A 13,195-nucleotide genomic window follows, 5' to 3' on the forward strand; every position below is an offset into this window, starting at 1 on the left:
GGCAGGGGCTCAGAGGCCGAGGTAGTTCTTGCGCAGGTCCGGGTCTCGCAGCATGTCGGCGGCATTGCCTTTCATCGCCACGTGCCCGTTCTCGATGATGTAGGCGCGGTGCGCGATGGCGAGTGTCTGCACCGCGTTCTGCTCCATCAACAGGATCGACTGTCCTTCGGTGTTGAGGCGCCCGATCAGGGCGAACATCTCGTCCACCAGCAGGGGCGACAGGCCGAGCGAGGGCTCGTCCATGATCAGCAGCTCGGGCTCCGACATCATGCCGCGGCCGATCGCCAGCATTTGCTGCTCGCCGCCCGACAGCGTGCCGGCCATCTGGCCGAAGCGCTCCTTGAGCCGCGGGAAGATCCCGACGACCCGCTCGATGTTCTGCTTGCGCCGCGCCGTGCCGCGCACAAAGCTCCCCAGCTCCAGGTTCTCGCGAATGCTCATGTTGGGAAAGATGCGTCGGCCCTCGGGCACGTGGATGACCCCCCGCTTGACGATCTCGGTCGAGCTTTGTCCGGCGAGCTCGTCCCCCTTGAAACGGATCGAGCCACTGAAGGGGCGGTACAGGCCCGAGATGTTGTTGTTTAGCGTGGACTTGCCCACGCCGTTGCTGCCCAGGACCGCAACGATCTCGCCCTTGCCGACGTCGAGATCGATGCCACGCAGGATCTCGACCTTGCCATAGCCGGCACGCAGGCCTCGGATTTCAAGCATGGGGGGCCTCCTCGGGCGCGCCGCTGGTCGCGGGGTGCGCAATGCGCTCGGCAGCGCCATGGCCCAGGTAGGCCTCGATCACCGCCGGGTTGTTGACCACGGCGCGCGGTGCGCCTTCGGCAATCATCTTTCCATAGGACAGCACGTAGATGTGCTCGGACAGGCTCATGACGGCCTGCATCACGTGCTCGATCAGCAGCACCGTGACACCGCTGGCGCGGATCTTCTGGATGATCGCGATGATCTCCACGATCTCCGACGGATTGAGGCCGGCCATGACCTCGTCGAGCAGCAGCATCTTGGGCCCGGTGGCAAGGGTGCGCGCCAGCTCGAGGCGCTTGCGTCCGGCCACGGTCAGGTCGGAGGCGGGCTGCTCCAGCAGCGCCCCCATGCCCACCTGTTCGCCCACGCGCCGGGCATGTTCCCAGGCCTCGCTTCGATCGGCGTACTTCTGGTAGGCGCCAACCGCGATGTTCTCGTGCACGCTCAGCTTGGCAAAGGGCTGGGTGATCTGGAAGGTCCGTACCATGCCGCGTCGCGCAATCTGGTGAACGGGCCAGCCGGTGATGTCCTGTCCCATGAAGGTGACGCGGCCCGCATCGATCGGATGGAAGCCGGCGATGCTGGCGAACAACGTGGTCTTGCCCGCCCCGTTGGGTCCGATCAGTGCGACGATGCGGCCTTCGGCCACCTCGAGCGAGGCATTGTCCACCGCTCGCAGGCCGCCGAAGATCTTGGTGAGTCCTTCTACCTTCAGCATCATGCGTCTCCTTGGCGCGTGCGGCCGGTGTACCGGTGGGTCATACGCTTGATCAGGTCGACCAGGCCATTGGGCAGGAAGGCGATGATGACCACCAGCAGCGCCCCGTAAAGCACCAGGGACAGGCCCGGCACGCTCGACATGGCGCGGGTCACGTCGCTCACGCCGGCCAACAGCACGGCGCCGATCAGCGGCCCGTAGATCGTGCCCGCGCCGCCGATCATGGCAACCAGCAGCATCTCGACCGACTTCTCGACGCCGAACACGATGGTGGGATCGATGTACAAGAAGTACTGCGCGAAGAAGCAGCCGCCGATGCCACAGATCCCGCCCGAGAGCATCAGCACCTTGATCTTCTCGGTGAAAGCGTTGATGCCCAGCGCCCGGGCCGCGTCCTCGTTCTCCCGGATGGCCGCAAGCTGCGCCCCGAAGCGGGAATTCTTGAGCCAGACGGCGATGGCGATCGATGCGACGGTGAGCGCGAGGATGAGGTAGTAGAAGCCCAGGCGTTCGGGGAACTGGAAGTTGGCCGCGGCTGGCTTGGCCGGGATCAGCATGCCCAGGCCGCCGCCGGTGATCTCCACCGAGTTCGCGACAATGCGCAGCACCTCGGCGAAGGCCAGCGTGATCAGCGCGAAGTACGAACCCTTGAGGCCGGCACGGAACGACAGGAACGCGACCACGTAGCCGACGATAGCGCCGGCTATGGCGCTGGCCGGCAGGCCCCACCAGGGATTCATGCCGAAGCGCATCTGCAGGATGGTGGAGGTGTAGGCGCCGGCCCCGAAGAACACCACGTGTCCGAACGACAGCTGCCCGGCGAAGCCTCCCGAGATATTCCAGGACTGGCCAATGAAGGCGTAGAACAACGCCAGCACCCCGAAGTTCACCATGAAGGCGGAAGGAAAGACCAGCGGAAACAGCAGGGCGATGCCCAGCAGGCCCCCGTGCAGCAGCCAGGCCTGGCGTCGGCTGAGCGTATTCATCGTTTGGCTCCGAACAGGCCTGTGGGGCGGAACAGAAGAATCAGAATGAAGATCAGCGAGATGCCGATCTGGCCCAGGCTTTCGCCAAGGAGCAGTCCGCCGAAGGACTCGGTCAGGCCCACGATGAGCCCGCCGACCACGGCCCCCAGGAAGCTGCCCATGCCGCCGAGCACGACCACGGTGAACGCGACCATGACGAACACCTGGCCCGTGGTGGGAGAGACGTAGAAGATGGGCATGAGCAGGCAGGCGGCGGCACCCAGGGTGGCCAGGCCGATGCCATAGGAGATCGCAAAGACGCGGTCGACGTCGATGCCCACGAGGCGCGCGCCAACGCGCTCCCTGGCCACGGCGCGGATCGCCTTGCCGATGTCGGTGCGCTGGATCACCAGGCCCAGCACCGCGCACAGCACCATGGCGGCCACGAAGGAGATCAGCTTGGGCAGCGATACCAGGGTGGGACCCAGGTCGATCATCGTGTCGGAGTAGGCCACCGAGATCGTGCGCGTGTCGCCCTTGAAGAACATTAGCGCCAGGTTTTCGATCAGGATGGACAGCCCGAGCGTGATCAGCAGGATGTTCTCGTCCTTGCCGCTGGAGAGTCTTCCGATCAGGCCCTTGTACAGGCCGTAGCCGAGCGCGAACATGGCCGGCACCATGATGAACAGCGACAGGTAGGGATCGATGCCCAGCTTGGTCAGCAGGTAGTACACGCCGAACATCGCGAGCATCAGCAAGCTGCCGTGCGCGAAGTTGATGATGTGCAGCACGCCGTAGATCAATGTCAGGCCGCATGCCACGAGGGTGTAGATGCCCCCGATGAGCAGGCCGTTGATCGTGGCTGCACCGATAGTTGAAAGGTCCAAGTGGGTCACCCAGGGCGTTGGTGAGGAGGGCATCCCTCACCCCGTCGCGCGGACCGGTGGCAGAGGGGGAGGAGGGCATGAAGGGGCGCCGCCGAGGGCGCCCCGCGGAATCAGCCGAGCTTGGGGCGCGGGAAGACGGCCTTGGCCGCGGCGAACTCGTCCGGCCAGATGACGTCGATGTCCGTCTTGGTGGCCTGCAGCAGCACGGCGCGGCCGCCCTGGTTCTGGCCGTTGACGAACTTCGTCGGCCCGTAAGGCATGAAGTGGTCGGACCAGGTGCTGGTCTCCAGCGCGGCGATCACCGCGGCCTTGTCGGCCGACTTGGCGCGCTCGACCGCATCGACATAGCACTTCACCGAGTTGTAGCCGCAGTAGACCTCGAAGGTGAACAGGGTGCCCTTGGCCTCGACGGCCTTGCGCATTTCCTGCGCCTTGGGGTTGCGCGGGTTGTACCAGTGGTTGAAGTCCATCATGTACTGCGCAACGTCGGGCTGTTCCTTGACCAGGCGGTAATTGAAGCCGCCGCCCAGCACCGAGAAAATGCCGGCCACGTCGACCTTCTGCTGATGCATGCTGCGGGCCAGCAGCACGTACTCGTTCTGGTAGTTGCTCACGATCACCAGGTCGGGCTTGAGCGCCTTGATGCGAAGCACCAGGTTGGAGAAGTCGCGCGTGGGCGTGGCGTGCTTGAGAACCTCCTTCACCTCCAGGCCGATGCCGGAAAGCTTGGCAGAGAGCAGCTTCGCCGTGCTGGTGCCGAACTCGGAGTCCTCATGCACGATCACGGCCGTCTTGGCCACGCCACCGGCCTTCTTGTTGACATCGGCGAGACCGGCGAACGCGTCTTCGACGCACTTGCCGTTGCCGGGCGCGAGGCGGAACACGTTCTTCAGGCCGCGGCTCACGATGGCATCGGACACACCGACGTCGATCATGAAGGGCGTGTTGTACTTGGCTGCGGCCTGCGTCGCCGGTAGTGCGATCGCGCTGGAGAAACAGCCCACGTACGCCGAGACTCCGTCCTGTTGCAGGCGCTCGACTTCGGCCACGCCGACTTCCGGGCGGCTTTGCGAGTCCGCCAGCGCGGCTTCCAGCTTGGTACCACCGAGCGCCTTGAGTCCGCCCGCCGCATTGATCTCGTCGATGGCCAGTTGGCAGCCCAGGCGACCCTGGGCGCCGCTGTAGGCCAACGCGCCACTCACGGGATGAACGAGGCCGATCTTCAGAGGCTTGGGTTGTGCGAGCACCAGCCCGGGCGCACCCATGACGGCGGTGGCCGCGCCAGCCTGGAGAACGAGTCGACGAGAAAGACGAGCGTTTAGGTTCATGTGCTGGCCCCGGAATGGAGAAGAGTTAAAAAAATAATTGTTCCTAAGATAGAACAATTGCTAGACTTTGGATGGTTGCAGTCAACCTGTCAATACCCCCTCCCAAAAATTCGACGGCGCTCGCGCCCGCCCGTATGGACCATTCGCTATATCCGTACTCCGCATTGCCGGCGCGCGCCGCGCCTTCGAACAGTGGCACTTCCGGCCTGCAGGCCTACGTGCTGCTGTGCCTGGAACACTGGGACGCGCTGCCGCACGAAGGCGCTGCCCGCGACCCGCGGTTCGTCGGGGAGTTCGGCAGTTTCACGCCCGACTATCGAAGCTGGACCCAGCGTGAATATGGTTTGCGCGTGGGCTTGTTTCGTGTGCTCGACGAGCTGCGTGACGCCGGCCTGCGGCCGGCCGTGGCGGCGAATGCGCGCGTGCTGCAGCGCGTGCCGCGCGTCGTGGCTGAGCTGGAGGAATGGGGCTGCGAGTGGGTGGCGCACGGACTGAGCGCGAACCTCATGATGCACGCGCGCATGTCGACGGACGAGCAGCGCGATCACATCGCCCTGGCGCTCGACGCCTTCGAAATGCACACGGGTCGCCGCCCCGCTGGCTGGCTCAGCCAGGACTGGGGCACCACGCCCGAGACCTTCGAACTGCTGGCGCAGGCCGGCCTGCGCTACACGCTCGATTGGTGCAACGACGACCAGGGCTACCTCATGTCGGCGACACCCGGATCGGTGCAGGCGCCGCTCGTCGCGCTCCCGCTCTCCGCTGAATGGGACGACGTCCAATGTCAATGGATGCGCCACTTCACGCCGCGCGCCCACGGCGACCTTGCCGTGCAGGCCTTCGATCGGCTGCGCACCGAATGCGCGCAGCACCGGCGCCAGGCGGTCTTCGGCCTCGCGCTGCATCCCTGGCTGTGCGGCATGGCCAGCCGGGTCGCCGAACTTCGGCGCTTGCTTCATTCGCTGCGCTCGCGTACCGACGTGCAGTGGACCGACCCCGGCGTGCTGGCCGCCCAGGTGCGGGCGGACGCGTCTCTTCCTTGACCCCGCCAATCTCGAGGACCGATTCATGGACTACCTGGAACGCTTCAGCGGCTTCGCTGCATCACTTTCATTCGATCAGCTGCCGGCGGCAGCAAGAATCCACACGGGCTGGATCCTTGCCGACACTGTGGCCGCCATCGTGGCGGGCTCGGCCGAGCCTGAACTGCGTGCCTTGGCTGCCATGCAGACCGAAGGATGCGCCACCCTGGTGGGCCTGGGCCGCAACACGCAGCCCGCCATGGCGGCGCTCGTCAATGGATGCGCCGGGACCTTTCTGGAGATGGATGAAGGCAACCGCTTCTCGCGCGGGCACCCTGCCGTGCACGTGATACCGGCCTTGCTCGCACTGAGCGAGCAGACCGGCGCCAACGCCGACGCCTTCCTGTCGGCGCTGGTGGCCGGCTACGAGGTGGGCTCGCGCATCGGCGCGTCTTCGCAGCTGCGGGGTGCCATGCATCCGCACGGCACCTGGGGCACGGTGGGCGCTGCGGCGGCCTGCGCCCGGCTTCTGGGAGTCGATGCGGCAGCGATGCGGGAAACGCTCAACGTGAGCGCCTCCATGACGATCGCCACGTCCAAGCGCACCATGCTCGAAGGCGGCCTGGTGCGCAACATCTATGCCGGACTCGCCAACCAGAACGGCCTGCTCGCCTCGCAACTGGTGGGCTGCGGCTTCACCGGCGAGCGCGACGGCCTGCGTTCGCTGTTCGGCGAGATCGTGTCCGAGCACTTCGATACCGCGGCCCTGCTGCAGGACCTGGGCGAAGACTGGCACCTGACGCACAACTACTTCAAGCTGCACTCGTGCTGCCGCTACAACCACGGCACCCTGGACGCCATCGACGCGCTGGCTGCGCGCGAGGGGCTCCCCGACGCAGACGCGATCGAGCGGGTCGAAGTGCGCAGCTATCACCTGGCGGCTGAGCTCAGCGATCCGGAACCGCGCAACACGCTGGCCGCCAAGTTCTCGGTGCCTTTCGCGGTGGCGACTCGGCTGATCAACGGCAGCAGCGCGCTCGCCAGCTTCACCTGGGACGCGGTACGCGACGAGCGCGTGCGTGCGCTGGCCCGCAAGGTCAGTATCACCGAGGACCCTGCGATGACCCGGCGCCTGCCGCAGGAGCGTCCGGCTCGGGTCGTCATCACCGACCGCGCTGGCCGCCAGTGGGTGGGCGAGGCCGGCGTGAACCGCGGCGACGACGCCGCGCCGTATGGCGAGCACGAGCTGCGCGCGAAGTTCATGGACCTCACGGGCCGCGTCTGGCCAGCCGCGCACGCCGACGACGTGCTGCGCGCAACCCATGCCCTGTGCGCCGGCACGCTGCCGCTGATCGAGTGGCTGGCCTTGCTGCGTCACGCACCCCTGCATTGAGCGCGGCGCGCCTGGATCGGCAAATGTTCTATTGACAGTACAAATGGATGGATGCAGTATCTGCATGGCTGCTTCAAGAGGACTCACGCTCCCGGCGTCGTCGCAATCGATGCTCTCCGGACAGCGGCGCGGCCACCGAACAGCCCTGGTTTCACACTGCCATCCACCGAGGTTCCCTCTGATGCAACTCTCCGACAAGACAGCCCGGCAACTCTTTGCCGAGATCAAGGCCAATCCCACGCGCAAACGCTTCGGTTTCGGCCGCACTCCTGCGCTCATCAACATCGACCTGCAGAAGGCGTACACCTGCCTGGGCGAGTTCGCCACCGCCTACGAGACGGACCCGCAGCAGCTTCACTACGTCAACGAGCTGTCGGCCGAATTCCGCTCGCGCGGCTTCCCCGTGGTCTGGACTTACGTGGCCTATATGGAGTCGGGCGAGGATTGCGGCATCTGGGGCACGCGAAGCAACACGCCCGACTCGCTGCAGAACATCAAGGTCGGCAGCCGCCGCGCCGAGTTCGACGACCGCCTGAAGATCGACCCGGTGCGCGACGTCGTGATCAACAAACGCATGGCGTCTGCGTTCTTCGAGACCAACCTGGGCTCCATCTTCACCTTCCATGGCGTCGATACGGTGGTGGTCACCGGCGGCTCCACTTCGGGCTGCGTGCGCGCCACGGTGCTCGACAGCCTGCAGCGCAGCTTCCGCACCATCGTGCCCGAGGAGTGCGTGGCCGACAAGCACGAGAGCCCGCACTTTGCCAACCTCTACGACATGGCGCTCAAGTACGCCGACGTGCTCACCATCGAAGAAACGATGGCGCAGCTGCGCCAGGTGCCTGCCCGCGGCGAGACCGCTGGAGCCGGGCGGTGAAGTGCGACCCGGACTTCTACGGTTACCTGCCCTATGACACGCGGCCGCCCATCCGCTGGCCGGGTGGTGCCCGCCTCGCGTTCTGGGTGGCGCCCAACATCGAGTTCTACGAGCTTGATCCGCCGCGCAACCCGTCGCGCGCGCCCTGGCCGCGGCCGGCGCCCGATGTCCAGAACTACTCGTACCGCGACTATGGCAACCGGGTCGGCTTCTGGCGCATGCTCGCGTCGATGAAGCGTTGCGGCATGCGCGGCAGCGTGTCTCTCAACGTGGCCGTATGCGAGCACCATCCGGAAGTGATCGCCGCCTGCGCCGAGAACGGCTGGGAGTTTTATTCGCACGGCACCTACAACACCCGCTACCTCATGGGCATGACGGAGGAACAGGAGCGGGCCGTCATCCAGGACTCGATCGACACCATCGCCAAGCACACCGGCCAGAAGCTCGATGGCTGGCTCGCGCCCGCGCTCACGTACACAGAGCGCACCATGGACCTGGTGGCCGAAATGGGCCTGAGCTACGTGTGCGACCTGTTCCACGACGACCAGCCGACCCCCGTGAAGGTGCGACAGGGCAAGCTCACGAGCATCCCGTATTCGCTGGAGATGAACGACACCATCGTCTACAACGTGAACCTGGTTTCGCCGCGCCGCTACGCCGACATCCTCAAGCGCCAGTTCGACCGGCTCTACGCCGAAGGCGAGCAATCCGGCACGGTGATGTGCATCCCCCTGCACCCGTACCTGATCGGCCAGCCCTACCGGCTGGCGGCCTTCGAGGAAGCGCTGTCTTACATCACCGGCCACGACAAGGTGTGGCTGGCCACCGGGCGCGAGATCGCGCAGCATTTCATCACGCATTACCACGACGCCTTTGCGGCGGCGGCACAGCCGGTGGGAGAAGCACCATGAGCTTGCCCGACGACTACCTCGACTACCCGCTGCGCCGCCATGGCATGGACCACGAGCGCTACGACTGGTCGATGCTGCCGCGGCGCAAGCCCGTGGCCTGGCCCGGCGGCGCGAGCATCGCACTGTGGGTGGTGCCGGCGCTGGAGTGGTTTCCGCTGGACATGAAGGGTCAGCCCTTCAAGCCGCCGGGAGCGATGCAGACTTCCTATCCGGACCTGCGGCACTACACGCTGCGCGACTACGGCAACCGCGTGGGCATCTTCCGCGTCATGCAGGCGCTGGAGCGCCATGGCATCCGGGCCACGGCCGCGGTGAATGCAGCCGTAGCGGTGCGCTATCCGTCGCTCATCCAGGCCTGCCGGCAGCGCGGCTGGGAAATCATGGCCAACGGGCTGGACATGGACCATCTGCACCACGGCGGCCTGGCCGAAGCCGACGAGCGGCGCTGGATCGAGCAGGCCCTGGGCATCCTGCGCAAGGCAACCGGCGGCGCGGTGCGCGGCTGGCTGTCGCCGGGCAAGTCCGAGTCCTTCGCGACGCCCGACCTGCTGGCCGAAGCCGGCATCGAATACTTGTGCGACTGGGTCAATGACGACATGCCCTACGCCATGCGCACCCGCGCCGGCGGCCTGCATGCGATGCCGCATCCGATCGACATCGACGACTACACCATCCTGGTCCAGAACCATCACACCGAGGACGACTTCCGCGACGCGCTCGTCGACCAGTTCGACCTGCTCTATCGCGAAGCCACGCCCGACAACGGCCGTGTGATGGCGATCTCGCTGCATCCGTGGGTGATCGGCCAGCCCTATCGCATTCGCGCGCTGGAGGAGGCGCTCGCGCATGTCATGCGGCACCGTGGCGTCTGGGCTGCCACCGGCGGCGAGATCCTCGATGCCTGGAAATCCGGGCAGGACTGAAGCGCCATGCCCGTCATCTCAGTGACGCTGCTGCCCGGCTACGACGAGGGCACCGAAGAGCGCCTGGTGCAGCGGCTGGCGCTGGCCGCGAGGTCGGTGATCGCTGCACCGGCGGCCGGCACCACCTCGTTCGTGATGCACGCCAACACCTACCAGCGCGACGGGCGCGTAGTCCGCAAGGGCGGCGCGCCGCATCCGGATGCCTCGGCCCTCGTAGGCGACTTCCTGGCCCGCGTCGAGGCGCGAGAACTCGATGCCGCCCGCCAGTTGCTGGCACCTGGCTTCGTCATGCGCTTCCCCGGCGGCGCGCTGATGACGCGGCTTGAAGAGCTGCTGGCGTGGGCGCGCGAGCGGTACCAGCGCGTGGCCAAGCGCATCGAGCGAATAGACGAAAGCTGGGGCGATGGCGTCACCACCGTGCATTGCTCGGGCACGCTGCACGGTGTGTTGCTCGATGGGTTCGCCTTCGAGGGCGTGCGCTTCATCGATCGCTTCGAGGTGGTCGGCGGCCTGATCCTGCGGCAGGAGGTGTGGAACGACCTCGCCGAGGTGCGGCCGCGCGCGGTGTGAAGCATGGGCTCACCTGGCTTGGCCGTCCCCATGCACGAGCGCATCGCCTACTCGGCAGCGCCCGAGCGGCCACCGCTGCATTGGCCTGGCGACGCACGCCTGGCGTTGTGGGTGGCGCCCAATATCGAGCACTACGAGTACCTGCCGCAGCAGGTGAGGGTGCGCGACCCGTGGCCGCGCATCCCGCATCCCGACATCCTCGGCTACGGCCTGCGCGATTACGGAAACCGCGTGGGCGTGTGGCGCCTGATGGAGGTCTTCGACCGCTTCAGCCTGCCCTGCACGGTGTCGCTGTCGATGGCCGTGCTGGACCTGTATCCACAGATCGCAGAGGCCATGCTGCGACGCGGCTGGGAGCTGATGTCCCACGGTCTCTACAACACCCGGTATCACTGGGACCTGGCCGAAGACGAAGAGCGCGCCGCTATTGCCGAGTGCCAGGCGATCCATCGCCGCGTCACCGGGCGCGAGCTGCGCGGCTGGTTCTCGCCGGCGGCCTCCAACACGCTCCAGACGCCCGACCTCGTCGCGGAAGCCGGCATCAGCTACCTGTGCGACCTCTACCATGACGACCAGCCGACGCCCGTGCGCGTGCGCGGGGGCGAGTTGCATTCGCTGCCCTACAGCATGGAGATCAACGACAGCATCGCCTGGCGCCGCGGCATGGAGGGCGAGGCGTTCGCGCAGAAGATTCGAGACGAGTTCGACACGCTCTACGCCGAAGGAGGGCGTGTGATGAACATCGCGGTCCACCCCTTCATCACGGGGCAGCCGCACCGCATCGAGCACCTGGCGCGCGCGCTGGACTACGTGCTCGGCCACAGCGGGGTCTGGTGCGCCACCGGCGCGGAGATCATCGACTGCTACCGCTCCCAATCCGCCTTCACGGCTTCACTCGATCCACGAACATGATCCAGACTTCTACCGACTACATCCGCGCCTACATGACCGAACGGCCCGTGGTGGCCGCGCGCGCGGCGCTCCTCATCATCGACATGCAGTACGCCACGGGCTCGCGCCAGGGCGCGCTGGCGCGCAAGCTGGCGGCAGATGGATCGTCGGTCGGCAACTACCGCTTCGACCGGATCGAGCGCTTCGTGCTGCCCAACACAGTGCGCCTGCGCGAGTGCTTCCAGCGCCTGGGCCGGCCGGTGCTGCACGTGACCGTCGGCGCGGCGCTGCCCGACGCCAGCGACGCGCCGATCCACATGCGAAAGCTCTTCGTTGAGTTCCGCAATCACGTTGGCAGCCGGGAACACGAGATCGTCGACGAGCTCAAGCCCCGGCCCGGCGAGCACGTGCTGCGCAAGACCACGGTCGGTGCCTTCGCGTCGACCGCCATCGACAGCTTGCTGCGCGCGCTGGAATGCGAGCAGCTCTATCTTGCCGGTGTGTCCACCAATATGTGCGTGGAGACGACCGCGCGCGAGGCGGCCGACCGCGGCTATGGCGTGACCCTGGTCGAGGATGCCTGCGGCACCACCCATGAAGACCTGCACCAGGTGACCATGCGCAATTTCCAGCGCTTGTTCGGCCGCGTGCGCAGCACCGCCGAGAGCCTCTCCGAACTGGAGCCCGTCCATGCCTGACGCCACGACGCCGCGCCGGGTGCTGGTCATCGTTCCGTTCGCCATGTCGGTCGACAACCTGCGCCTGCGCGAGCAGCAGCTCGTGGGCCTGCAGTTCGGCGACGACATCCGCTTCGAGTACCGCGCGGTGCGCGCGGGGCCGCTCAATTACGCCAGCCACCACGACTTCGCCCTGGCCGACGTCGCCAATTTCGAGGCCGGCTGCCGCGCGCAGGACGAGGGCTTCGACGCGGTCTGCATCGACACGATGAGCGACTCGGGTGTGGCAGCCCTGCGCTCGGTGCTCGACATTCCGGTGTTCGGTCCCGGCAAGGCGTCGATGCTGATGGCGCTGACGCTGGGCGACCGCTTCTCGATCCTGGCCATGGCCAGCCGCTGGAAGCCGCTGTACAAGAAGGCGCTCGACGAGCTGGGACTGCATCACAAGTGCGCCTCGGTGCGCGCAATCGAGGTGCCGCCGGACAACCAGGGACTGCTCTCGGGCAAGGAAGACGATGTGTTTCCCCTGCTTGAGGCCGCGGCGCGCCAGGCAATCGAGAGCGACGGGGCCGAGGTGATCATCCTGGGCTCGACCACCATGCACCAGTCGCACGCGTACCTCGCCGCCCGCCTGCCGGTGCCAGTCATCAACCCCGGCCCGCTCAGCTACAAGCTGGCCGAGGCCGCGATGGCGCTGAAGCTGCGGCACAGCCGGGTCGGCTACCCGCGGCCGATGCATCCGCGCCTGGACATGCTGCGGACCATGTTCGACGCCGCCGAGGCGGCCGGCCGACTGGGTCAAGGCGCAGCGCCAGGGCAAGCTCCCAGGCGCTGACAGCAAGCCCGTGAGCGCCGAGCAGATGGAGATCAGCCGCCTGCGTGCCGCTTTCTCGCTCGTAATCCCAGTCGCGACCTCCTTCCTCACCAGCTCGCGCCTGAGAGCGCCTCTGCCTTGAATGTAGAGAGCCTGGTAAATGGCTTCGTGAGAGATCCGCAGGGAGTCATCGTCCGGGAAGTCGATTTGCAGGCGGTTGGATGACCTCCAACGATTTCTCCTCGTCGGGGTGGCAAAGCCGCAGGTAGCCGCCGTGCAGACCGACCGTGGTGACGTGCGATTTGCTCGCCACCGGCACCTCTTCTGGCAGGGCCTCGACGCCCTGCGCTTCCAGTCGGCGGCCGACCCCCAGCGTGTGCTCTCTCACCGTGCTTGGCGCTGCGGTCACTGGCAACAACAGCTCCAGCAACTGCGCCGACTTGGCATTGGGCATCGTGGCGGCCTC

15 protein-coding genes are annotated in these 13,195 nt (G+C 66.5%); 9 read left to right on the forward strand and 6 right to left on the reverse strand.

Features of this window, described 5'->3' with window-relative positions; all coding sequences use genetic code 11:
* Positions 1-9: 9 nt before the first annotated feature.
* The 5 genes from WKW80_RS11505 to WKW80_RS11525 all read right to left on the reverse strand — a co-directional run bounded on the left by WKW80_RS11505 (position 10) and on the right by WKW80_RS11525 (position 4,651).
* On the reverse strand, positions 10-711 hold the full coding sequence (locus tag WKW80_RS11505; RefSeq protein ID WP_340363693.1) for an ABC transporter ATP-binding protein: 702 nt from the start codon (positions 709-711) through the stop codon (positions 10-12).
* Positions 704-1,474 (reverse strand): ABC transporter ATP-binding protein, encoded by a 771-nt coding sequence (locus WKW80_RS11510; protein ID WP_340363694.1) that lies wholly within the window; start codon positions 1,472-1,474, stop codon positions 704-706. The genes WKW80_RS11505 and WKW80_RS11510 overlap by 8 nt, the downstream gene beginning before the upstream one ends.
* Positions 1,471-2,457: a branched-chain amino acid ABC transporter permease gene (locus tag WKW80_RS11515; RefSeq protein ID WP_340363695.1), complete on the reverse strand. Its 987-nt coding sequence runs from the start codon at positions 2,455-2,457 to the stop codon at positions 1,471-1,473. Before WKW80_RS11515 ends, WKW80_RS11510 begins: the two co-directional genes overlap by 4 nt.
* Positions 2,454-3,323, reverse strand: coding sequence for a branched-chain amino acid ABC transporter permease (locus WKW80_RS11520; RefSeq protein ID WP_340363696.1), 870 nt, complete (start codon positions 3,321-3,323; stop codon positions 2,454-2,456). Before WKW80_RS11520 ends, WKW80_RS11515 begins: the two co-directional genes overlap by 4 nt.
* Before the next feature lie 110 nt (positions 3,324-3,433).
* Positions 3,434-4,651 carry an ABC transporter substrate-binding protein gene (locus WKW80_RS11525; RefSeq protein WP_340363697.1) on the reverse strand — a complete coding sequence of 406 codons (1,218 nt, stop codon included), beginning with the start codon at positions 4,649-4,651 and terminating at the stop codon, positions 3,434-3,436.
* A gap of 134 nt (positions 4,652-4,785) precedes the next feature.
* Between WKW80_RS11525 and WKW80_RS11530 the strand changes: the two genes are divergently transcribed.
* The 9 genes from WKW80_RS11530 (at position 4,786) to WKW80_RS11570 (ending at position 12,750) form a co-directional block, all read left to right on the forward strand.
* A complete protein-coding gene (locus tag WKW80_RS11530) occupies positions 4,786-5,694 on the forward strand; it encodes a polysaccharide deacetylase family protein (RefSeq protein ID WP_340363698.1) in 909 nt (302 codons plus the stop codon).
* A 25-nt stretch (positions 5,695-5,719) separates the two neighbouring features.
* On the forward strand, positions 5,720-7,066 hold the full coding sequence (locus WKW80_RS11535; RefSeq protein ID WP_340363699.1) for an MmgE/PrpD family protein: 1,347 nt from the start codon (positions 5,720-5,722) through the stop codon (positions 7,064-7,066).
* A gap of 181 nt (positions 7,067-7,247) precedes the next feature.
* The gene (locus WKW80_RS11540) at positions 7,248-7,943 is read left to right on the forward strand and encodes an isochorismatase family protein (RefSeq protein WP_340363700.1); all 696 of its coding nucleotides are present in this window, start codon (positions 7,248-7,250) and stop codon (positions 7,941-7,943) included.
* Positions 7,940-8,854: a polysaccharide deacetylase family protein gene (locus tag WKW80_RS11545; protein ID WP_340363701.1), complete on the forward strand. Its 915-nt coding sequence runs from the start codon at positions 7,940-7,942 to the stop codon at positions 8,852-8,854. Before WKW80_RS11540 ends, WKW80_RS11545 begins: the two co-directional genes overlap by 4 nt.
* A complete protein-coding gene (locus WKW80_RS11550) occupies positions 8,851-9,777 on the forward strand; it encodes a polysaccharide deacetylase family protein (RefSeq protein WP_340363702.1) in 927 nt (308 codons plus the stop codon). The genes WKW80_RS11545 and WKW80_RS11550 overlap by 4 nt, the downstream gene beginning before the upstream one ends.
* A 6-nt stretch (positions 9,778-9,783) precedes the next feature.
* Positions 9,784-10,347 carry a nuclear transport factor 2 family protein gene (locus WKW80_RS11555; protein ID WP_340363703.1) on the forward strand — a complete coding sequence of 188 codons (564 nt, stop codon included), beginning with the start codon at positions 9,784-9,786 and terminating at the stop codon, positions 10,345-10,347.
* A gap of 30 nt (positions 10,348-10,377) precedes the next feature.
* Positions 10,378-11,259 carry a polysaccharide deacetylase family protein gene (locus WKW80_RS11560; RefSeq protein ID WP_340363704.1) on the forward strand — a complete coding sequence of 294 codons (882 nt, stop codon included), beginning with the start codon at positions 10,378-10,380 and terminating at the stop codon, positions 11,257-11,259.
* Positions 11,256-11,936, forward strand: a complete 681-nt coding sequence (locus WKW80_RS11565; protein WP_340363705.1) for a cysteine hydrolase family protein — start codon at positions 11,256-11,258, stop codon at positions 11,934-11,936. Before WKW80_RS11560 ends, WKW80_RS11565 begins: the two co-directional genes overlap by 4 nt.
* A 43-nt stretch (positions 11,937-11,979) precedes the next feature.
* Complete coding sequence (locus tag WKW80_RS11570) at positions 11,980-12,750, forward strand: aspartate/glutamate racemase family protein (RefSeq protein WP_340363829.1); 771 nt, start codon at positions 11,980-11,982, stop codon at positions 12,748-12,750.
* 166 nt (positions 12,751-12,916) lie between these two features.
* On the opposite strand, the gene WKW80_RS11580 is transcribed toward WKW80_RS11570, so the two are convergent.
* The gene (locus WKW80_RS11580) at positions 12,917-13,183 is read right to left on the reverse strand and encodes a hypothetical protein (protein WP_340363706.1); all 267 of its coding nucleotides are present in this window, start codon (positions 13,181-13,183) and stop codon (positions 12,917-12,919) included.
* Between the last annotated feature and the right edge of the window lie 12 nt (positions 13,184-13,195).

Origin of the sequence: Variovorax humicola, assembly GCF_037889915.1 — a bacterium.
In the GTDB taxonomy this organism is placed as follows: Bacteria; Pseudomonadota; Gammaproteobacteria; order Burkholderiales; family Burkholderiaceae_C; genus Variovorax; species Variovorax humicola.